This is a genomic window from Pseudomonas sp. LBUM1656 (assembly GCF_059716065.1).
This window is the reverse complement of the sequence record NZ_CP166800.1, coordinates 3,157,037-3,176,921: the sequence shown is the minus strand read 5'-3', so window position 1 is coordinate 3,176,921 and position 19,885 is coordinate 3,157,037. Positions and strand designations below refer to the sequence as shown.

20 protein-coding genes are annotated in these 19,885 nt (G+C 59.1%); 8 read left to right on the top strand and 12 right to left on the bottom strand.

Annotated features, from left to right (window positions below):
* The 4 genes from ACA072_RS14465 to ACA072_RS14450 all read left to right on the top strand — a co-directional run bounded on the left by ACA072_RS14465 (nucleotide 1) and on the right by ACA072_RS14450 (nucleotide 3,090).
* A complete protein-coding gene (locus ACA072_RS14465; protein WP_497624890.1) occupies nucleotides 1-513 on the top strand; it encodes a PaaI family thioesterase in 513 nt (170 codons plus the stop codon).
* The gene (locus ACA072_RS14460; protein WP_497624889.1) at nucleotides 500-763 is read left to right on the top strand and encodes an acyl carrier protein; all 264 of its coding nucleotides are present in this window, start codon (nucleotides 500-502) and stop codon (nucleotides 761-763) included. Before ACA072_RS14465 ends, ACA072_RS14460 begins: the two co-directional genes overlap by 14 nt.
* An 81-nt stretch (nucleotides 764-844) precedes the next feature.
* Nucleotides 845-2,518 (top strand): AMP-binding protein, encoded by a 1,674-nt coding sequence (locus ACA072_RS14455; protein ID WP_497624888.1) that lies wholly within the window; start codon nucleotides 845-847, stop codon nucleotides 2,516-2,518.
* Nucleotides 2,515-3,090 carry a thioesterase family protein gene (locus ACA072_RS14450; protein WP_497624887.1) on the top strand — a complete coding sequence of 192 codons (576 nt, stop codon included), beginning with the start codon at nucleotides 2,515-2,517 and terminating at the stop codon, nucleotides 3,088-3,090. Before ACA072_RS14455 ends, ACA072_RS14450 begins: the two co-directional genes overlap by 4 nt.
* A 189-nt stretch (nucleotides 3,091-3,279) precedes the next feature.
* Here the strand turns inward: ACA072_RS14450 and ACA072_RS14445 are convergent, their stop codons facing one another.
* Nucleotides 3,280-3,903 carry a dTMP kinase gene (locus ACA072_RS14445; RefSeq protein WP_497624886.1) on the bottom strand — a complete coding sequence of 208 codons (624 nt, stop codon included), beginning with the start codon at nucleotides 3,901-3,903 and terminating at the stop codon, nucleotides 3,280-3,282.
* Between the two features lie 173 nt (nucleotides 3,904-4,076).
* Nucleotides 4,077-4,850, bottom strand: a complete 774-nt coding sequence (locus tag ACA072_RS14440) for a PAS domain-containing protein (RefSeq protein ID WP_497624885.1) — start codon at nucleotides 4,848-4,850, stop codon at nucleotides 4,077-4,079.
* Between the two features lie 302 nt (nucleotides 4,851-5,152).
* Between ACA072_RS14440 and ACA072_RS14435 the strand changes: the two genes are divergently transcribed.
* The 4 genes from ACA072_RS14435 to ACA072_RS14420 all read left to right on the top strand — a co-directional run bounded on the left by ACA072_RS14435 (nucleotide 5,153) and on the right by ACA072_RS14420 (nucleotide 9,182).
* Nucleotides 5,153-6,079: a 4-hydroxyproline epimerase gene (locus ACA072_RS14435; RefSeq protein WP_497624884.1), complete on the top strand. Its 927-nt coding sequence runs from the start codon at nucleotides 5,153-5,155 to the stop codon at nucleotides 6,077-6,079.
* 59 nt (nucleotides 6,080-6,138) lie between these two features.
* Nucleotides 6,139-7,086, top strand: coding sequence for a dihydrodipicolinate synthase family protein (locus tag ACA072_RS14430; RefSeq protein WP_497624882.1), 948 nt, complete (start codon nucleotides 6,139-6,141; stop codon nucleotides 7,084-7,086).
* A gap of 66 nt (nucleotides 7,087-7,152) precedes the next feature.
* The gene (locus ACA072_RS14425) at nucleotides 7,153-8,433 is read left to right on the top strand and encodes an NAD(P)/FAD-dependent oxidoreductase (protein ID WP_497624881.1); all 1,281 of its coding nucleotides are present in this window, start codon (nucleotides 7,153-7,155) and stop codon (nucleotides 8,431-8,433) included.
* A 104-nt stretch (nucleotides 8,434-8,537) separates the two neighbouring features.
* The gene (locus tag ACA072_RS14420; protein WP_497624880.1) at nucleotides 8,538-9,182 is read left to right on the top strand and encodes an MliC family protein; all 645 of its coding nucleotides are present in this window, start codon (nucleotides 8,538-8,540) and stop codon (nucleotides 9,180-9,182) included.
* A 27-nt stretch (nucleotides 9,183-9,209) separates the two neighbouring features.
* On the opposite strand, the gene ACA072_RS14415 is transcribed toward ACA072_RS14420, so the two are convergent.
* The 10 genes from ACA072_RS14415 to ACA072_RS14370 all read right to left on the bottom strand — a co-directional run bounded on the left by ACA072_RS14415 (nucleotide 9,210) and on the right by ACA072_RS14370 (nucleotide 19,843).
* Nucleotides 9,210-9,650 carry a CBS domain-containing protein gene (locus tag ACA072_RS14415; protein ID WP_497624879.1) on the bottom strand — a complete coding sequence of 147 codons (441 nt, stop codon included), beginning with the start codon at nucleotides 9,648-9,650 and terminating at the stop codon, nucleotides 9,210-9,212.
* 27 nt (nucleotides 9,651-9,677) lie between these two features.
* Complete coding sequence (nirD, locus tag ACA072_RS14410; protein WP_497624878.1) at nucleotides 9,678-10,055, bottom strand: nitrite reductase small subunit NirD; 378 nt, start codon at nucleotides 10,053-10,055, stop codon at nucleotides 9,678-9,680.
* On the bottom strand, nucleotides 10,055-12,616 hold the full coding sequence (gene nirB / locus ACA072_RS14405; RefSeq protein ID WP_497624877.1) for a nitrite reductase large subunit NirB: 2,562 nt from the start codon (nucleotides 12,614-12,616) through the stop codon (nucleotides 10,055-10,057). Before nirB ends, nirD begins: the two co-directional genes overlap by 1 nt.
* Nucleotides 12,617-12,964: 348 nt before the next feature.
* Nucleotides 12,965-14,305, bottom strand: a complete 1,341-nt coding sequence (locus tag ACA072_RS14400) for a glutamine synthetase family protein (RefSeq protein ID WP_497624876.1) — start codon at nucleotides 14,303-14,305, stop codon at nucleotides 12,965-12,967.
* Nucleotides 14,306-14,325: 20 nt separating this feature from the next.
* Nucleotides 14,326-14,880, bottom strand: a complete 555-nt coding sequence (locus tag ACA072_RS14395) for a helix-turn-helix domain-containing protein (protein WP_131058527.1) — start codon at nucleotides 14,878-14,880, stop codon at nucleotides 14,326-14,328.
* Between the two features lie 16 nt (nucleotides 14,881-14,896).
* Entirely contained in the window at nucleotides 14,897-16,186 is a 1,290-nt protein-coding gene (locus ACA072_RS14390) for an NAD(P)/FAD-dependent oxidoreductase (protein WP_497624875.1), read from the bottom strand.
* Between the two features lie 68 nt (nucleotides 16,187-16,254).
* Complete coding sequence (locus ACA072_RS14385) at nucleotides 16,255-17,439, bottom strand: patatin-like phospholipase family protein (protein ID WP_497624874.1); 1,185 nt, start codon at nucleotides 17,437-17,439, stop codon at nucleotides 16,255-16,257.
* Nucleotides 17,440-17,540: 101 nt separating this feature from the next.
* Nucleotides 17,541-18,005: a MaoC family dehydratase gene (locus ACA072_RS14380; RefSeq protein WP_497624873.1), complete on the bottom strand. Its 465-nt coding sequence runs from the start codon at nucleotides 18,003-18,005 to the stop codon at nucleotides 17,541-17,543.
* 21 nt (nucleotides 18,006-18,026) lie between these two features.
* Complete coding sequence (locus ACA072_RS14375; RefSeq protein WP_497624872.1) at nucleotides 18,027-18,758, bottom strand: hypothetical protein; 732 nt, start codon at nucleotides 18,756-18,758, stop codon at nucleotides 18,027-18,029.
* Complete coding sequence (locus ACA072_RS14370; protein ID WP_497624871.1) at nucleotides 18,755-19,843, bottom strand: AI-2E family transporter; 1,089 nt, start codon at nucleotides 19,841-19,843, stop codon at nucleotides 18,755-18,757. The genes ACA072_RS14375 and ACA072_RS14370 overlap by 4 nt, the downstream gene beginning before the upstream one ends.
* Nucleotides 19,844-19,885: the final 42 nt, after the last annotated feature.

The following is a 19,885-nucleotide window of genomic DNA, read 5'->3' as shown; positions in this document are numbered from 1 at the left end:
ATGAAAGATGCTCTTGTAGAAGAGGCAGATGTCACATCGAATTGTTTTGGTTGCAGTGTGCAAAACGATATCGGCTTGAAGTTGGAGTTTGTCGACGGCGTGGACGAAGTGTCTGCACCTGTATCTCTGGGTCGTCAGTATGAATCTTATCCAGGCATCGTCCACGGCGGGATTGTTTCTACTGTTCTGGATGAGTCCATGGGAAGAGCCATCATGGTCTTCACCGGAAAAATGGCAGTCACAATGGGCCTGCGAGTGCGCTTTATCAGCATCTGCGAGTCATTTGCAGCGTACCGGGTGCTAGGAAAAATTGTCTCGACTACCGGCAATATGATTAAAGCTGAAGCGAGGCTCCTGACGCCCACCGGCGATCTGGTTGCCCTGGGTGAAGCGTCTTGGATTGTGATCGAGCCAGAAGCCGTCTTTAGCGGGCAGACTAAAGTCCCGCACAGGACGTTGCTGTATATAAACCATGAAGTTAGTCGCGATGGAGCTGTATATGAACGAAATTGAATTCGAAGTATTGGATATTATTACCAAGGTTGTTGGGCTGGAAGCCGGCCCGGTAACGACACATACCAGTATCAGAGACCTTGGTGTGACTTCGATGAAGATCGTTGAAATGATTTTGATGATCGAAAAAAAATACGACATTGAAATGCCCGACGACACAACTTATACAATCGAAACCGCCGGACAGTTGATTGCCGCTGTCCAGATTATGGTTGAAGCCAACCGCGAAGAGTCGCTCGCTACTAATTGATCGGCCGCTGATGCAGTGCCTTGCCGTCGCTGATCAGACGGTAAGGCATTTTTTTGGGGCATTGCAAAATCAGGGAATGATATGAATACGATATTAACTGCACTTACTCGCACAGCCGAGCTGTCGCCAAGGCGTGGATTCCACATCCTTAAGAATGGCAAGGTTTCGTCGTTTTTGAGCCATGCCAGCTTGTGCAAAAATGCACAGGTCAGAGCCAGTGCAATGCAAGGACATGTGACGTTAAACGAACGAGTAGGATTGATATTTTTCAACGAACTCAGCTTTATCGAATCCTTCTTCGCCATCTTGTTTGCTGGCGGTGTACCCGTCCCCATTGCTCCGCCACAGCCCTTTTCGCCGCTACAGGGCTTCTATCGGCGTGTAGGGCTGATTGCCAGACAGTCAATGATCAAAAGGTTTCTGGTTTCCGAATCAGTCAGTGAGGAGGTCAAAGAGTCTCTTGGCGTTCACACCTCTTCGATCGTTCAAACACTTGATGAGTTTAGTGCTCTGGGTGATAGCGATGCAGTGATGCCACTTGGCCGCTCAAGCGCAATTAGTGACACCGCGCTGATTCAGTATACTTCGGGTAGCACTTCAGACCCGAAAGGCGTTGTTGTTTCTCAAGAAAATCTGATCTTGAATGTCGCCGCGATGTGCGAATCATTTGAAATGAATGCCGAGTCTGCCGGTGTCACGTGGCTGCCGTTCTTTCATGACATGGGCTTGATCGGTGGGTTGCTACTGCCCGTGTTTGCCGGCTCGGATTCTTACATTATGCGAACTGCAGACTTTGTAAAAGCGCCGCTTGGCTGGTTAAAGGTCATTTCGGACTTTTCCTTGAAGATTTCTCCGGCGCCCAATTTTGCCTATAAGTATTGCCTGGAACGATTTAACACTGAGGCCTTGTCAGGCCTAAATCTAACCAGTTGGCGTTCTGCCACAAGCGGGTCGGAACCCATTAACCCTAAGGTCATGCGCGCTTTTGCGCAGGCATTTGCACCTTACGGCTTCTCTGCCGAGTCGATCATGCCCCTTTATGGAATGGCCGAAGCAACTCTGGGTGCAACGTTCACCGGAGTCGGTGAAGGCATGCAGAGTGTATTTGTTGATCGTGAAGCGCTTAACAAAGGCTCGGTGGTACTCGTGGACAGCGATACACCGGGGAACAAAGAGATTGTTTCCTGCGGTAAACCCATTCGTCATGTAGACGTGAGTATTCGTGCCGACAACCTGCAGTTTGTGGCGGATCAGCTCCTGCTGGGTGAGATTGCGCTGAAAGGGAATTCAGTGTGCTGCGCCTATGATAATGATCAAAAAAACACCGTTGCAATGCTTGAAAACGGCTGGTTTTTGACCGGGGACATAGGCTTCTTGTTCGAAGATAATTTATATGTTGTAGGTCGAAGCAAAGAAGTCATCATCATCAACGGCGCTAATTATTTCGCCAATGATATTGAAAGTTACACGGCCGAAGTCGAAGGCGTTCGTGGTGTTGCAGCCGTTCCTTTGATCGGGTCAGACAACGAAGAATGCGCGTTACTTATCGTTCCGGCCAGAGGGCATGACCCATCCGACCTTACCAAAATCATCCGCAGAAAGATCAGTAACGAACTGGGAATTTACATAACCAGCATCGATATAATTGCCGCTGGCCAGCTGTTTAAGACGACCAGTGGAAAAATCGATAGAGCCAAAATGAAGTCCCTATACAACGACAATTTTTCACCATCTATTGAGGCCGTTAACCCATGAACCTTTTTTTCAGATTATTCGTCATGTCGTTGGCGGGCGCTGTGATGCGATGGCGCAAACCTACTCACTTTAGGAACCCGGCGACCCTACGATTAACCGCCGCACCGCTCGATATCGATTTGAACATGCACATCAATAACGGGCGTTTCCTATCGCTTGCCGACCTCGGCAGACTGCATTTCCTGTGGTCTGTCGGCGCGCTGGGGGGAATTCTGAAAAACGGCTGGATGCCCCTGGTAGGCAATGTGGATATTGAATACAGAAAATCGATAAAACTGTTTCATCGCTTCGAAGTTAAAACCGAACTTCTTTACTGGGATGAGAAATGGTTTTACTTCCAACATACCTTTATGGTCGGCTCTAAAGTGTCGGCAGTGGCTAACGTCAAGGCTCTCTTGGTCGACCGCTCGCGCAACGTCGTAGAGCCTGCTCGAATATTTGCACTAATCGGTGCCCCCCCTGAATCACCAGCGGTGCCGGAATCCATTTCTGATTGGGTACTACGTCCCCGTACACAACCACCAGCGGCAACGTCCACGCAGTCAAAATCTCTCGAATCACAGAGCGAATAGCACCGATTGCCCGCACGCTTCGTCTACTTACGCGCACCACTCGCAGCGTTTCGCCGACTAGCGCGGGTGAGCGCCTATGCAAGCCATTGGTCATCGTCATGGCTATCAGCCTCGATGCCGATAGCCTGCTGAACCAAACCGCGCGTAATTTTCCGGCGACCCTGCCGCATCAAGGCCGCCGCATCGAAGTTAGCCCACGGGGCTTCGAAGGACTCTATAGATCTCGGAAATCACCTGCATCGTTGCGTCTTCGATCGTTCCTTCATTGCGGCATAAAACCCAGCCGTTATCTGCAATCGCGCGCTCGAACGCCTGGGTACAAGCGACATGTTCTTCCAGTTTATGCATCACCGTACTGCTCAGCCCACGCGATCGTGCTGCGGCCCTTGACCATGAAATATCCGGGTCGGTGACAACCCCGACATGCAGGTCTGGCACTCGCACGTTTCGGTCAATGTTCAACTGTAGAATTTCTGCAAACGGGACAAGCCGGCGAAACGCGGCATCAGACGGATACCAACGATCGATCAAGATGATGCTGTTCGGTGGCTGTTTCGTCAGCACGTGCCGGGAAATCCAGGTACGGCTATCCGCAAGGCGCTCACAAACCTCGAACTCCAGATCCCAGGTGGGATTTCTGACGAGTTTGTTAACGAGGGCCATTATTTCACCCCTATAGGGGTCGCTTTTACTCTCGGAAAGCCGGATCACCTTTTTGTTGTCTGCCCTCAGTACTTTCGTAATGGCCTCCAACAGTGTGGTTTTGCCGGTTCCCTTTGGCCCATCCAGAGAAACAAATAGCGGACGATTCATTCTTCAAACAACGATTGATAGATGGTTTTATTTGCCCGGTTCGTTCGCTGGAACCGCTTGGCGCGACTACGCGAATCGAGTGGAGGGTTCTTATGAACAGACACTGATGAACACTCTAACGTGGTTTCTGGTTAACAAGTCTCAAATCCGTCCCCGATAACGGTTCGCCCAACTCAATACCCCGTCGCCTGCCGATACTGCCGAGGTGTAAATCCAGTCAATGCCTTGAACTGTCGAGTGAACGCACTGTGGTCGGTATAGCCGCACTGCAGTGCCACGTCGGTAATGGGAATCTCGGTGTGCAGCAAACGGTGCGCGTGTTCCAGGCGAACCTTTTGAATCATCTGCCGCGGCGTCAGGTGGAACACTCGTTTGCAATACCTTTCCAGTTGCGCCACTGAAATACCGGCGATCTGCGTGAGTTCGCCCAAAGTGATGCGGCGATTGAAATGTGCGCGAATGTATTGATCCACGGCGGCCAGGCGCTGATAGGCCGGATGCGTGTCACTGGCCGATTGCAGGTCGACCGAAATCCCTGCCAGGCCAATGATTTCACCGTTGCGGTTGTACAGCGGGCGTTTATGCGTCAGGCACCAACCGGGCTCTCGGCTGCCGTACAAGTGCAACTCCAACTGGTCTTCCAGAACAAAACCTTGCTCCAGTACACGACGATCCTGTTCGGTGTAGCCAGGCCCCAATTGCTCCGGAAAGACTTCGGCGCTGGTTTTCCCAAGCAATGGTTGCAGCTGTTTCAATCCGCAGCGCTGCACCAGCGTGCTATTAGCCATGACATAGCGCGCCTTGATGTCTTTGATAAAGATCGCGGCATTGGGGATGACATCCAGCATCGGCAACAGAAGTGCCACGCCCGCCAGTAATTCTTCGAGGGTATCGGGACGATTCTGATCGTTCCCCTGGCACAGGATCGCCAATGCGTTCTGCGTCATGAATATTGATCTCCCACTCAAAAACCACGCTTGCGCCCTCTCCGCTCAGGACCTTTGTCCAGTGCCTTTCAGCGGCGGTATTGATGTGTGCGCAGGCAGATTGCCCCAAGGCTGACGCCGTGTCGAGTTGACAGCGACATGGCCGGATAGTGTGCTGATTTCGTCATTTGCATCCACGGAAAACATCAATCGCCAGCGCGCTGACGCGTTCACTCTATCGCTGGGCATTGTTTATTGCGAACTGGGGGCGGCACCACCACGACCCAGCACCCTGCCCCTGCGCACTTCTAAAGGAGAGGTTTATGAAACGGGTTCATGTCATTGACTCCCACACCGGTGGCGAACCGACTCGCCTGGTGATGAGCGGCTTCCCCCCACTGCCCGGCCAGACCATGGTCGAGAAGCGCGATGTCCTGCGTGATCAGCATGACCACTGGCGCCGAGCCTGTCTGCTGGAACCCCGTGGTAACGATGTGCTGGTCGGCGCGCTGTATTGCGAGCCGGTCTCACCGGATGCGACCTGCGGCGTGATCTTCTTCAACAATGCCGGTTACCTCGGCATGTGCGGCCACGGCACCATCGGCCTGGTCAACTCGTTGCATTACCTGGGGCACATCGCTCCCGGCGTGCACAAAATCGACACGCCGGTCGGCCCGGTCAGCGCCACGCTGCATGACGACGGCACCGTGACCCTGCGCAACGTGCCCGCCTACCGTTATCGCCAACAGGTCTCGGTGGAAGTCCCCGGACACGGCTGCGTTTACGGCGATATCGCCTGGGGCGGCAACTGGTTTTTCCTGGTGTCCGACCACGGGCAAGTGCTGCAACTCGACAACGTCGAAGCCCTCACCGGATACACCTGGGCGATGCTCAAAGCCCTGGAAGCCCAAGGCATCCATGGCGAAGACGGCGCCCTCATCGACCATGTCGAGCTGTTCGCCGACGACGACCGGGCCGACAGCCGCAACTTCGTCATGTGCCCGGGCAAGGCTTACGACCGCTCGCCCTGCGGCACCGGCACCAGCGCCAAACTGGCGTGCCTGGCAGCCGATGGAAAACTGGCCGCCGGTGAGCCTTGGGTGCAAGCGAGTATCACCGCCAGCCAATTCGTTGGCAGCTACGAATGGGAAGGCGAGCGTGTCCGCCCGTTCATTACCGGTCAGGCCTTCATGACCGCCGACAGCACGCTGCTGATCGACGAACAGGATCCCTTCGCGTGGGGCATTTGAGCGACCACGCGGCACCTCCCCTCAATCCATTTGAATGAACGCTTCAAGGAGTTACAACAATGAGCGATAGCATCTTCACTGGCTGCATTCCGGCACTGATGACCCCGTGCACCGCCGAGCGCAAACCCGACTTCGACGCGCTGGTGGCCAAAGGTCGCGAACTGATTGATATCGGCATGAGTGCGGTCGTGTATTGCGGTTCCATGGGTGACTGGCCCCTGCTCACTGAAGCCGAGCGCCAGGAAGGCGTGGCGCGTCTGGTCGCCGCGGGCGTTCCAACCATTGTCGGTACTGGCGCGGTCAACAGCCGCGAAGCGATTTCCCACGCAGCCCATGCGGCCAAAGTCGGCGCCCATGGCCTGATGGTGATCCCGCGCGTCCTCTCCCGGGGCGCCTCTCCCGCTGCGCAAAAGGCTCACTTCTCCGCCATCCTGAAGGCGGCCCCGAATCTGCCGTCGGTGATCTACAACAGTCCTTACTATGGCTTCGCCACCCGCGCGGATCTGTTCTTCGAACTGCGCCGCGAACACCCGAACCTGATTGGCTTCAAGGAATTCGGCGGTGCCGCTGACCTGCGCTACGCCGCCGAAAACATTACCTCCAAGGACGATGACGTCACCCTGATGGTCGGTGTCGATACTCAAGTGGTGCATGGTTTCGTCAACTGCAACGCCACCGGCGCGATCACCGGCATCGGCAACGCGCTGCCGCGCGAAGTGCTGCAATTGGTGGCCCTGAGCAAACAGGCAGCCAAAGGCGACGCCAAGGCTCGGCGCCTGGCGAGGGAGCTGGAGTCGGCGCTGGCCGTCCTGTCGTCCTTCGACGAAGGCTGCGACCTGGTGCTCTATTACAAGCACTTGATGGTGCTCAATGGCGACAAGGAATACACCCTGCATTTCAACGACACCGATGCGCTCAGCGATGCCCAGCGTCATTACGCCGAGAACCAGTATGCGTTGTTCCGCCAGTGGTACAAAAACTGGTCGGCAGAACAGAACGTCGCCTGATCTCACCTTGCGCGCCCGCTGTGAAACCACACCGGGCCATCCTCTTTTCAAGGAAAGCCCAGGAAAATGTCTGACTCCCCTGCTGCAAACAACTCGCACGACAACGCGGATGTCGCCGTGGTCGGCGCCGGCATCATCGGCGTCGCCTGTGCCCTGCGGCTGGCACGCCAGGGTCAGCGAGTGGTGGTCATCGACCAGCAGGACCCCGGCCGGGGCGCCTCGTTTGGCAATGCCGGGCATCTGGCGACCGAACAGGTGTTTCCAATCGCCGACCTGTCGATCCTCAAGCGCCTGCCCGGCATGCTCCTGGACCCGATGGGCCCGCTGCGCCTGGACTGGAAATACCTGCCGCGCGCCCTGCCCTGGTTCACGCGTCTGTTGCTGAACCTGCGTCCGGTTCCCTTCCTGCGGACCGTCGCGGGTCTGCGGGCACTTAACGAAAGCAGCCTTGGCGCCTGGCACCGGCTGCTGAGGGACATTGCCCGTCCCGATCTGCTGCGCGAGGACGGCTCGTTGCTGGTGTTCGAACGCACCGATTCGCGTCAGGCGATTGAAGCGCTACAGGCACGGATGCGTCAGCAACAGGTGCCGGTCGACTTTTGGCAGGCCAATGCCGTACGCGAGGCAGCGCCACAACTCAGCGAGGGAATACAGGGCGGGTTGTTCTTTGCGCGCACCGGGCATTTTCTTGACCCTTACCGGGTGGTCTGCGAACTGGTTCATGCCGCCAAAGCCAGCGGCGTGCACTTCCTCAAGCAACAGGTTCTGGGCGCAAACCTGCAGGAGAACGGCGTCTCGCTCATCACCGACCAGGGCCGTTTCACCGCCCGCCAGACCCTGATCGCCTGCGGCGCACACTCCGCGAAGTTGACGGCCACACTGACCGGCAAAAACGTACCGCTGGATACCGAGCGCGGCTATCACCTGATGTTGCCCCATGAACACGGGCGGTTGCCGTTCGCCGTCACCTCGCTGGAGCGCAAGTTCATCATGACTCCGATGGCCGATGGGCTGCGATTGGCCGGCACCGTCGAGTTCGCCGGCCTTGACCGGCCTCCGGTGATGGAGCGTGCCTGGCAGTTGCACCGGCTGAGTGCAGGTCTGTTCAAGCGCGACTTGAACGCTGAGGCGGCCACGCCGTGGATGGGGTTTCGCCCGTCCTTGCCGGATTCCCTGCCGATCATCGACCGTGTGTGCGACGGCAAGGTGCTGCTCGCCTTCGGCCATCAGCACCTGGGCCTGACGCAGGCAGCAGTCACTGCCGAACTCATCGCCCAGCTGGCGTCTCCGGCGACCGCTACCCATGGGTTACCAGCCATTGATCCGTACCGGCTGGATCGATTCTGAGGACCACCCGCCGCCGGGCGGGTGTGGCAAGTTTTGAGCACTGACTTACACTGCGTACACCCACGGCAATCCGGGCATCAAGTAATGATCTGGGTGAAGCCAACATGAAAACGGTCACGGCCCTTTTCACCTGTCTGCTCGCTGCCGGCGTGTGCGCGGCGGCGAGCACCTGTGCAAACGCTGCGCCCCCGCCCGGCATCGACTGTGCCCAGGCGAAAGCCTCCGTCGAAAAGCTCATCTGTCGCGATCCGCAACTGATGCAGATGGACAATGAACTGACGCGCCTTTATCGCCTGGCGCTCACGGATGAACGCTCGGTTCCACCCCCGGACAACGTCATCATCGACCAACAGTTCTGGATCGCTGCCCGCAACGAGTGTGCCTCGGGACCGGAGCAAAAGGCCTGCGTCATCCGCAGTTATGCCGAGCGTGCGCATCAGCTGCGCCAAGGCTCGGCCATTGTCCGGACCAAGGATCCGGACCGACTCTCCGAAGGCCCCCTGGCGTATCGTTGCGCAGGGTTCAACGCGCTGATTGCCGCCACTTTCTTCAGCACGCAGCCGGGTGTCGTGTACCTGAAATGGGCCAACTCCGGGATCACCCTGAACCAGGTGCCGAGCGAGTCGGGCACCCGCTACACCGGCAAGGATTACCAGGGCAACTACAGCTTCTGGCAAGACGGCGGCGTGGTGCTTTTCCAGAAGCCAGGCTCCAAGGAAATGAGTTGTACGGTCGAGCCGGTCGGCTGATGGCCTTGGCGCAAGACCACCGACCTTTCAATGCCCGCGAATGTAGTGCTCCAGCTGCCGTATCAGATCGGCCTGCTCGACGATGGCTTCCTTGACCAGATCGCCAATCGACAACAGGCCGATCAGTTCGCCGTCTTCCACCACCGGCAAATGGCGCAGATGGCTGTCGGTCATGACCTCCATGCAGCGCTCGATGCTTTGCTGACTCGGTGCGGTCACAACCGGCGCGCTCATGATGTCGCGCACCGGCGTGCCCACCGAAGAACGCCCCTGCAACACGACCTTGCGGGCATAGTCGCGCTCGCTGATCACCCCGACCACCTGGCCTCTTTCGATGACGGGAAGTGCCCCGACGTTCTTTTCGGCCATGAGCTTCAAGGCGTCCAGCACCATTTCGTCAGGCGCGATGCTATGCACCTGACGGTTTTGTACGACCTTGAGTTTGAGCAGCTGTGCGGCTGTTTTCATACATGCCTCCAATGCCGTTAATGACCGTCAAACCACCCCGAGCTCCACCACCCCGCCGTTCAACCGCACCGGCCAGACCCGCAAACGCTGCTGCGGGTACTCCAGGCAGCTTCCATCCTCCAGACGGAAATGCTGTTTGTAGATCGGCGAAGCGACCACCAGATCCCCCTTGATGCTGCCGACCAGGCCGCGGCCGATGACATTCGCTCCAGATTGCGGGTCATGGTTGTCGATGGCGAAAAGGGTCTTGCCCTCAGCGCCGGGCAGGTAGAACAACGCCACTTGCGCCCCGTCGAGCCACACGACCACGCCGGAGTTGCTGACCAGGTCCTGTTGCTCGCACACGGTTTGCCAGGCGTCGGCGGTTTGCAGGGAAGCGATGCGGCGGGTAGTGGGCTGGCTCATCAGGCAATCTCCTCGGTGACAGGGATAAGGTTGAGTTCGGCGGCCATGATCGGGCGCCGCTGGCCGCGTTCCTGGACAAAGTGAATGTCCGGGTCCGGGCGTTTATCGTTGACGAAGGTGCGGAAACGCTTGAGTTTTTCCGGGTCCTTGAGGGCGTTGGCCCACTCGCATTCATAGCGGTCGACCACCAGCTGCATCTGCGATTCGAGCTCTTCACCCAGGCCAAGGCTGTCGTGGATGATCACGTCCTTGAGGAAATCGAGGCCGCCTTCCAGGCTTTCGCGCCATACCGAGGTGCGCTGCAATTTGTCGGCGGTGCGGATGTAGAACATCAGGAAACGGTCGATGTAGCGGATGAGCGTTTCATCGTCGAGGTCAGTGGCAAATAATTCGGCGTGACGCGGCCGCATGCCTCCGTTGCCGGCGATGTAAAGGTTCCAGCCTTTCTCGGTGGCGATCACACCGACGTCTTTGCTCTGGGCTTCGGCGCATTCACGGGTGCAGCCGGACACCGCGAACTTGAGCTTGTGCGGCGAGCGCAGGCCCTTGTAGCGATCCTCGATGGTCAGCGCCATTTGCACGCTGTCCTGCACGCCGTAACGGCACCAGGTGCTACCGACGCAAGACTTCACCGTGCGGGTGGATTTACCGTAAGCGTGCCCGGTTTCGAAGCCCGCTTCAATCAGCTCGGCCCAGATGTCCGGCAACTCGTGCAACTGCGCGCCAAACAGGTCGATGCGCTGGCCGCCGGTGATTTTGGTGTAGAGGTCGTATTTCTTCGCTACCACGCCAATGGCGATCAGTTTGTCGGCGGTGATCTCGCCTCCAGGGATACGCGGCACTACCGAATAGGTGCCGTTTTTCTGCATGTTGGCCATGAAGGTGTCGTTGGTGTCCTGCAGCGGCACGAGTGAGGCGTCCATGATCGGCTGGTTCCAGCACGACGCGAGGATCGAGCCCACCGCCGGTTTGCACACGTCGCAACCGGTGTGGCCACGGCCATGTTTGGCCAGCAGTTCTTCGAAGGTGATCACCCCTTCTACCCGCACCAGCGCATAAAGCTCCTGACGGGTATAGGCGAAGTGTTCGCACAGGCTCTTGTCGACGCTGACGCCACGGGCGATCAGCTCATGCTCGAACACTTGCTTGAGCAACCCGGCACAACCGCCGCAACCGGTGCAGGCCTTGGTTTGCGACTTGAGCAGGCCGAGATCGGTGCAGCCACCGTCGATGGCCGAGCAAATGGAGCCCTTGGTGACGTTGTGGCACGAGCACACCGTGGCCGACTCGGGCAATGCGCCCGGGCCCAGGGTCGGCGCGCCTTCGGACGACGGCAGGATCAGGCTGGCGGGTTCCGCCGGCAAGGCAATCGCATTCTGCATGTACTGCAGCAGCGTGTCGTAATAGCTGTTGTCACCGACCAACACCGCGCCGAGCACGTGCTTGCCGGTCGCATCCACCACGAGACGGCGGTAACTGGCGGTGGTTTCGTCGATGAACTGATAACTGCGCGAGCCCGGCGTGCTGCCGTGCGCATCGCCGATGGAGCCGACATCGACGCCCAGCAGCTTGAGCTTGGTCGACATGTCCGCGCCCATGAACGGCTCGGCGGCTTCGTTGCACAACAGTGCGGCAACACCTCGGGCCATCTGGTAACCCGGGGCCACCAGGCCAAAAATGCTGCCATTCCACGCGGCACACTCGCCGATGGCGTAGATGTGCGGATCGCTGGTCAGGCATTGGTCGTCAATCACCACGCCGCCACGCGGGCCGACTTCCAGCGAGGACTGACGGGCCAAGGTGTCTTGGGCACGGATACCGGCGGAAAACACAATCAGGTCGGTTTCAAGGAATTCGTCATGGGCGAAATTCATCCGATAGCGATATTCCTCACCCGCGCTGATCGATTGAGTGCCGCGTGACAGGTGCACACCGACGCCGAGGCGTTCGATCTGTGCCTTGAGCGCGCGACCGCCCTGCTCGTCCAGTTGCACCGGCATCAAACGCGGGGCGAATTCCACCACATGAGCTTCCAGGCCCAGGCTTTTCAGGGCGTTGGCGGCTTCCAGTCCGAGCAAGCCACCACCGACCACCACGCCGCGTCGGGCATTGGACGCAGCAGCACGGATCGCATCGAGGTCCTCAAGGGTGCGGTACACGAGGCGCGAATCACCCTCGGCACCTTCGATCGGCGGAACGAACGGATAGGACCCGGTGGCCAGGACCAGTTTGTCGTAGGCGACGCACCCTTGCGCGGTGATCAGCTGGCGCCGGGCGCGGTCGATTTCCAGCACCGGCACACCCAAGTGCAAGGTGACACCCGGAGTCTGGTACAACGAAGCTTCACCCAAGGCGAGCGATTCGGCATCACGGCCCGTGAAGTATTCGGAAAGGTGCACGCGGTCGTAGGCACGCATCGGCTCCTCGCTGAAGACGTGCAACCGATAGTGATCAAGCGCCCCGCGCTCGATCAGCTGTTCGACACAATGGTGTCCGACCATGCCGTTACCGATCACGATCAGCGTTTGCAGCTTGTTCAACGCGGCCACATTGGAATTCATAAGAAGCACCCGGCTAAGCCCATCACGGTTCAAAAAGCAAAAAAAAACGCCTGAAACCTTGCGGTTCCAGGCGTCTTTGCCTGTTCTTTTGCGGTGTTGAAACCAGACGTCTATGCCTGACCCACCGATGTTGCCCACGAATCGATCGTCGTTGACCGAGGGGGCTGCCCACTCGACTGCGTTCACGGTGGGCCTGATCGATGTAATGCAGCGATTGTGCCAAGCGCTGATTGTCGCGGTTTTACGGCTCCCGCCGGGGCTTAAAGGGTATGAACTCTGCAGTTTCTGCCTTGGCTTAGTGCATGCCGCCGCACGAAAGCTTTATTAAAGTGCATCGGCATGCCTGGATTACAGGTACCAGCGATACTCCCGCGCACTGATCTCCTGCATGAATGCCAGATGATCCTGACGCTTGTTCTCGCAATACACGTCCACGAACTCCGTGCCCAGCCCTTCGCGCAGCTGCGGTTGATGCTGCATGACGCGCACCGCTTCGAGCATTTCCAGCGGGAAGTCGACCCCGCTGTTGCGGTCTTCGTTGAGCGGCAGGATCGGTTCATTGCCTGCCTCCAGGCCATGCTCAAGTCCCACCAGAATCGCCGCCAGCACCAGGTATGGGTTGGCATCGGCGCCGGACAGGCGATGTTCAATGCGCAGGTTTTTCGCATCCGATTCGGGAATGCGCAGGCACGCATCACGATCCTCAAACCCCCAGCTCGCCCGCGTGGCGATGTTTGTCGTGCCGCCCAAACGGCGAAACGCATTCTGGTTCGGTGCAAAAATCGGCATGCAATGCGGGAGCAGTTCCAGGCAACCCGCCACGGCATGACGCAGCGATTGTTGCTGGTTTGCCGCGAGGATGTTATTGCCGGCAGCGTCGTAAAGGCTGACGTGCACATGCATGCCGCTGCCCGGGTGCTGCAAGTAAGGTTTGGCCATGAAACTGGCGCGGTAACCGTGTTTCAGGGCCACGCCACGGCTGCTGCGACAAAACAAGGCCGCCCAGTCCGCCGCACGCAAACCATCATCAAGATGGCCGAAATTGATTTCGAACTGGCCCGGGCCGAGTTCGGCAGTGATCACCGTGCTATCGATGCCTTGCGCCCGCGACGTCTCGACCATGTCATCAAGCACCGGCGCAAAGCGCGACAGTCGCTCGATGTGCATGTTCGGTTGATCATCGGCATCGTCGGTCAGGTCATCCCGGGGAAACTGCGGCAGCCCGTCGCGCAGCTTTTTATCGAACAGATAGAACTCCAGTTCGAACGCCACCACCGGATGAATGCCTTTGCCCGCGAGCCGGTCCAACACCTGCGCCAGCACCTGGCGCGGTTCGAACACAATCGGCTTTTCGGTGCCGTCCGAGGTGATCAGCATTTGTCCCAGCGGTTGCCCTTCCCAGCTCACCGGTTTGAGTGTGCCTGGCACCAGGCGGCGCAGCGCATCCGGGTCGCCGTCGTTAAAGCAGTAGTCGCCAATCTTGAACAACCCGCCCTGCACGCCCAGCAGCACACAGTTTTGCGGCAGCTTCAGTGCGCTGCCGGCCGCGACTTTTTCCAGCATCTCAACGGGATAGCGTTTGCCGTAGAAGTGCCCCGGAATGTCCAGGGAAATCAGGTCGACGTAACGTACATCAGGGTAGCGTTGGCGGAAGGCTTGCACCTCGGCCAGCAGATCAGCGTCCATCATCGTTGGTCCTATTGTGATTATCAGGTGTAGACCCAGAGCACTCGCGTGAGGTGCTCGGTGAGGTTGCCGTAACGGCAGCGGGTATGGCTGTCGAACTGAAAGCTGTCGCCGGTCTGCAGGGTGACGGCGTCGTCATCGCCCAACCACAGCGTCAACTCGCCTTCGAGCACGTAGCCGCCCTGCTCCGAACTGTCAGTCAAGTGCCGCTCGCCACTGCTGGCGCCGGCTTCGAGATGGCTTTCGAGCATGGAAAACGAAGCCCGCATCTTCGGCGACACCAGAATGTCGGTGATGCCATTGGCGTAATACAGCGTGCGGCGTTCATCCGGCCGGGTGACCCACGGCAGTTCCTTGGGTTTTGGCAGGCTGTAGAAGTAGGTGGTCGGCACGCCGAGGGTTTCGCTGATCGCGGTCAGGTCGGCCACGGTAGGCCGTGACAGGCCGCGTTCGACCTGGGAGAGAAAGCCGACGGAACGACCGATCTGGTCGGCCAGGTCCTTCAAGGTGTATTTCTTGTGCTTGCGCAGATCGTGAATAAGGATCGCCAGCGCAGCGATTTCTTCTTGCTTGTTCATGCCTGGAATTCCTTCCTCAAATGCTGTCGCGCAGTCGATACCACGCCTTGCCGATGGCTTCCAGCGGCGCCGCCAGGTATTTACCGCCGGGGAAACTGGGGTTACTCAAGCCTTGATACAACGCCAGTTCATCTGTCTGGCCGAGAATCGCGTCGGACACGGCGCGGGCGGCGGCCAGCGTCGGCAGCACGCCATGTCCGGAGTAGCCTTGCAGCCAGTAGCGATCACCCCACCGGCCAATGTCAGGCGTGCGTTTGAGCGTCAGGTCGATGTGCCCGCCCCAGGCGAATTCCAGCTTCACGCCTTTTAGCTGTGGGAAAACCCGTTCCAGAAACGGCCGGGTTGCGCCGGCGATGTCCTTGGGCATTCCACCCAGGTACGTGCAGCCACCGCCGAACAGTAGGCGGTTGTCTGGCGTGCGACGGAAATAGTCGAGGACGAACTGGTTGTCGGTGACGCAGACATTGCTCGGCAACAGCGCCGTGGCCTGCTCGGTCGTCAGCGGTGCAGTGGCGACCTGGTAAGTCCCCACGGGCAATACGCAACTGGCCAACTGAGGATCGAGCCGATCGAGGTAGGCATTGCAGGCCAGCACCAGCACATCCGCACGAATAGACCCGCGTTCGGTGTTCACCAGGAACTGGCCGCCCTCCTCTCGGTAACTCAACGCCTTGCTTTGTTCATGGATACGACCGCCCGCACGTTCGATGGCAGCGGCGAGGCCGAGGGCCAGTTTCAGTGGATTCAGGTGCCCGCCCTCGGGGTCATAAAGCCCAGCCTGATAGCGCTCGCTGGCCACCCATTCCGGCAACTGCTCACGGCGGATGAACTGCAAGCCCTCGTGGCCCCACTTGTGACTGGCTTCGTGCTGCCACTCGGTCAACAGGCCGACCCGACGGGGCATCACCGAAGTCCACAAATGCCCGGCACGATAATCGCAGTCGAAACCATGACGGGCCGGCAGTTCACGCAACTCTTGCGCAGCCCAGCGCATGCCGTCCCACAACCGTCGCGCCCGTTCGTAACCCAGCGCCGCTTCCAGAGGCGGCATGTCGCACGACCAACCGAGAATGGCCTGCCCACCATTGCGTCCCGACGCAGCCCACGCCACGCGGCTGGCCTCCAGCAACGTCACGCGTTTACCCGCCAAGGCCAGGCGCAACGCGGTGTGCAGGCCGCTGAAGCCGGCACCGATGATCACAACCTCAGTGCTTTGCTCACCGACAAGCGCCGGTCGGGTGCTCAGGCGATCAGCGCAACTGTGGGCGTAGTAACTGGCGACATGCTGCGTGGACTGCTGAAACATACAAGCCTCATGAAATTATCTTTTTATAATTTCATGAAAAACTACAGTATAAATTTCATTCGGACAACTCAGGTGTGCGGCGATTTATGCCACGGATAGCCTTCCGCGCTGAGTTGAAACGCGTAATCGAACAGACGTTTCATGTACTCGCCATCGAATTTCTGATTGCGCGGACAGATAAAATCGGCGCCGATGTACGCCAGATTGAAGTCCGCGCCATCCTGCTGGGCGATCCGGTAAATATGATTCAGGTCGCTGATCCCCTGGGTCTGGATCAAGGTGCTGATGGCTCGGCCGCCGATGCTCAGGGTCCGGCGCTTGGTGCCGGACCATTGCGGTTCCAGCTTGCCGTTGCGAATGACGTAGAAATGCCGGGCCCGGCGGATACGCGCGCCGGCCACGCTGTTCAGGGCCATCACGGTGCCCGGCGGGTAAAGGAACACTTGAGTGAGGACGCCTCCGTCGACGTGCATTTCCTGAAACTGTTGGCCGTCCACTTCCACATCGATCATGACCGGTGAAACGGCGCCGGGGATGCTCATCGACGCGATCATGATGTTGCGAAACAGGTGCAGCGCCCCCGGTGCTCCGCTGGACGCAATCGCGCCCATGTTCCAGGTGACGGGCCGCCCGGCATCGAGGTCGGTGGTGCCGATCATCAGCAGCCGTCCTTGGGCGTATTGCGCGGCAATCGCCGCCAGCACGTCGGCGGTGATGTACTTGGCAATGAGGCGCGCCAGCGGCTTGCTGTCCGCGATGCCGTCGCTGGCCAGACGAGTCAGCACACTTCGGGCATGGAAAACGTCTTTCGGACCGATTGCGCTGCAGATCCCCAGAATGATGCTGTCGTACTCAGGCCCCAGGTAAGCGAACGGCGCGACCAGGGCGCCCGCGCTGATGCCGGTGACGACTTTGAAAGCCGGTCGGCTCCCATGCAAGGTCCAGCCGGCGATGATGCCCGCTGCGAAAGTGCCGGCGTCGCCGCCCCCCGAGATGGCCAGATAATAGGCCAGCGGCAGCGCATCGGGGGGCAACTCTGCGTCGGCGAGCGCCTCGACCTCGCGATCGTTGGCCAGGCTCGCATCCCGGATGAACGCCGTCAGGTCCCGGTCCAGCCAGTAGCGCGCATTCGGGATGCCCGGGATGACCGCTTGTTCCGTCAGCTCTTGCGGCACCGCGTCACGGCGTTGCAGGCACCCTTCACGCAACATGTTCATCGTTGAGGCGCTGGGCCTGGGCAGAAATGGTTTCACAACGCCTCCTCCGGTCCCTGCCATCGACAGAGCGTGCTCAACTGACTCGGTGAAACGGGCCTTCGCCATCATGCGCGCGCCCTTAAACCCATGACTACTTTTCAGTCAGGCGGCGGTCTCCTGAAAACCAAGAGTTTGCCGGTGGCTCGCTGCACCACCTTGTCATTCTGATTGAGGGTTTCCATGAACATCGTCACCACGCCCCGGTCGGGCTTGGAGCTGGACGGGTCGATGGCCTGCACGGTGCATTGCAGGCGCAACAGGTCGTCGGGGTAAGTCGGTGTCGGCCAGCTCAGTTCGATGCCCAATCCGATGATGCCGTCCGCCAACGGCACGCTGTCCACCAGCAGCTTCATGGTCAGGGCCGCAGTGTTCCAGCCGCTGGCGGCCAGGCCGCGAAACATGCTCAGCTCGGCGGCTTCAGGGTCGAGATGAAACGGTTGCGGGTCGTACTCCTGAGCGAAGGCCAGCATCGACGCGCGATGGACGCGCAGGCTGTCGCTTTCGAACTGCTGACCCAGGCTCAAGTCATCGAGGTAGAGTTTTTCCCAGGCATGTACGGTCATGATTGATCCCTCCGCGGTGCATCAGAAATAGCCGATTTCGCTGAGATCGATGGCCACCAGCAACGCATCCTTGTTGGCCTGGCCGTCCCACCCGCGCCGGTAGGCACGCCGCTTGCCGGGCATGCGCAGCCCGTCGGCTTCGATGTAGTCATGCACATACTGGGCGGCCGGCATACCACCACTGACGTCGACGTTGTAGTCGTGTCGCCGCAGCAGAAAGTCTTCGCCGAAGTAGAAATCCTGTACGGCGCAGTGTGTGGCGATGTGCTCGGGGAAGTGCACCCGCAAGCGGCGCCAGTGTTGTGATCCTTCTTGCCAAGACTCGATTTCTTCGGTTACGACGCCCGGCAAGGTGAACAGAAAAGGCATGGTCAGATAGGACCAGAGCGCATAGCCGTTGAAGTAGGCGCGATGCAATGGATCCCAAGGGGTATTTTCGTCGTGATCGCGGAAGGATTCCCGGGGCGCCTGGCGCTCGGCAACCACCTTCCCTTCGGTGGTTTCGATGGCGATTCTGTCGGGTGTGTAGGCCGTGCGTTTGTCCGGGCCACCGAAGGGGGTGACCGAGGCTTTCTGTTCGTGCAGCCAAACGGTCATCCGGCGAGGGGCGCTGTCCTGGGTCAGCCCTTTCGCGCCCCAGAGCGAACCGCCGGTCACCAGTGTGGCGCGAACGGTGTTGAAGCTGTTCCAGCGCTCCAGGCCACCGTGGGCGATCAGCACCTGATCCAGCAGTTCATGGTCCTGCGCAGTCATAGTGGCGGCCCTCCTCCTTCCGGCGGTCGATCCTGCACCCATTGCCAGAATAATTGATAGCCGACGGCAAGCACCACCGGGCCGATGAACAGCCCGATGATGCCGCTGGTGACCATGCCGCCCAAGGCGCCAATCAACACCACCGGCATCGGCACATCGACACCGCGCCCCAACAGCAAGGGTTTGAGGACGTTGTCCACCAGGCCGGCAATGAACACATAGATGGAGAAAATAATGGTCGCCGTGTTGGCGCCTTCGGTGGCGAAGACAAAGGCAATCACCGGCAGCGTAATCAACGTCACCGGCAACTGCATGATGCCGAGCAACAGCACCGCCAACGCCAGCAGGCCGGCACCGGGGATGCCCTTGAAGACAAACCCGAGGCCCACCAGCAGCATCTGGATGAAAGCGATACCGACCACGCCCAGCGCGACCGCACGGATGGTGGCGGTGCACAGTTCGGCGATTTTCGGCCCCCTGGCCGGACCGCTGACTCTCGAGGCAATCTGGACCGCGGCGCGGCTCCCGCCTTCACCATGGGCCATGAAAATCCCGGCAATGATCAAAGCGAAGATGAACGTGAGGAAACCCATGCCGACGCCGGCCAGTTTGCCCAACAGGCCCAGGCTGGCGTGTTTGATCTGTGGCACGTATTTCGCGGTCAGGTCGGGAAGATTGGTTGAGGCCTGCAGCCAGAAATCAGACAGCGGCTGACCCACCAACGGCCAACTGGCGACTGAGTCGGCCGGCGGCGGAATGTGAAAACCTCCGCCCTTGACGATTTCCATCGCATGCTCGACGGAGTCGGCAATCGAGGTGCCCAGCAAGTAGATCGGCACCATCAGGATGACAATGGCGACCAGGATGATCAGCGTCGCCACGTGCCCCGGTTTGTGCGTCCCCCGCATCCGCTCTTGCAGCGGATAGAGGGTGATCGCCAGGATCAGCGACCACAGCATCAAGTCGCGGAACGGGCTGAATATTTCGAAACAAAAAAGCACCAGGACAGCGATCAACCCGGCACGAATCAGCACATCGAGCAGCGTGCGAGTGAGCGTTTTCTCGGAAAAGGGCGTGGGCTCCACGGATGCCTCCTTGCAGGTCACTGCAACGGTAGGGGATCGGTT

Bases quoted from the DNA above. Each gene is read 5' to 3' on its own strand.
- ACA072_RS14390 (WP_497624875.1), bottom strand. From the start codon at position 16,186: ATGTTTCAGCAGTCCACGCAGCATGTCGCCAGTTACTACGCCCACAGT.
- ACA072_RS14460 (WP_497624889.1), top strand. From the start codon at position 500: ATGAACGAAATTGAATTCGAAGTATTGGATATTATTACCAAGGTTGTT.
- ACA072_RS14465 (WP_497624890.1), top strand. From the start codon at position 1: ATGAAAGATGCTCTTGTAGAAGAGGCAGATGTCACATCGAATTGTTTT.
- ACA072_RS14415 (WP_497624879.1), bottom strand. From the start codon at position 9,650: ATGAAAACAGCCGCACAGCTGCTCAAACTCAAGGTCGTACAAAACCGT.
- ACA072_RS14395 (WP_131058527.1), bottom strand. From the start codon at position 14,880: ATGAACAAGCAAGAAGAAATCGCTGCGCTGGCGATCCTTATTCACGAT.
- nirB (WP_497624877.1), bottom strand. From the start codon at position 12,616: ATGAATTCCAATGTGGCCGCGTTGAACAAGCTGCAAACGCTGATCGTG.
- ACA072_RS14445 (WP_497624886.1), bottom strand. From the start codon at position 3,903: ATGAATCGTCCGCTATTTGTTTCTCTGGATGGGCCAAAGGGAACCGGC.
- ACA072_RS14450 (WP_497624887.1), top strand. From the start codon at position 2,515: ATGAACCTTTTTTTCAGATTATTCGTCATGTCGTTGGCGGGCGCTGTG.
- nirD (WP_497624878.1), bottom strand. From the start codon at position 10,055: ATGAGCCAGCCCACTACCCGCCGCATCGCTTCCCTGCAAACCGCCGAC.
- ACA072_RS14375 (WP_497624872.1), bottom strand. From the start codon at position 18,758: ATGACTGCGCAGGACCATGAACTGCTGGATCAGGTGCTGATCGCCCAC.
- ACA072_RS14420 (WP_497624880.1), top strand. From the start codon at position 8,538: ATGAAAACGGTCACGGCCCTTTTCACCTGTCTGCTCGCTGCCGGCGTG.
- ACA072_RS14430 (WP_497624882.1), top strand. From the start codon at position 6,139: ATGAGCGATAGCATCTTCACTGGCTGCATTCCGGCACTGATGACCCCG.
- ACA072_RS14440 (WP_497624885.1), bottom strand. From the start codon at position 4,850: ATGACGCAGAACGCATTGGCGATCCTGTGCCAGGGGAACGATCAGAAT.
- ACA072_RS14425 (WP_497624881.1), top strand. From the start codon at position 7,153: ATGTCTGACTCCCCTGCTGCAAACAACTCGCACGACAACGCGGATGTC.
- ACA072_RS14435 (WP_497624884.1), top strand. From the start codon at position 5,153: ATGAAACGGGTTCATGTCATTGACTCCCACACCGGTGGCGAACCGACT.
- ACA072_RS14455 (WP_497624888.1), top strand. From the start codon at position 845: ATGAATACGATATTAACTGCACTTACTCGCACAGCCGAGCTGTCGCCA.
- ACA072_RS14380 (WP_497624873.1), bottom strand. From the start codon at position 18,005: ATGACCGTACATGCCTGGGAAAAACTCTACCTCGATGACTTGAGCCTG.
- ACA072_RS14400 (WP_497624876.1), bottom strand. From the start codon at position 14,305: ATGATGGACGCTGATCTGCTGGCCGAGGTGCAAGCCTTCCGCCAACGC.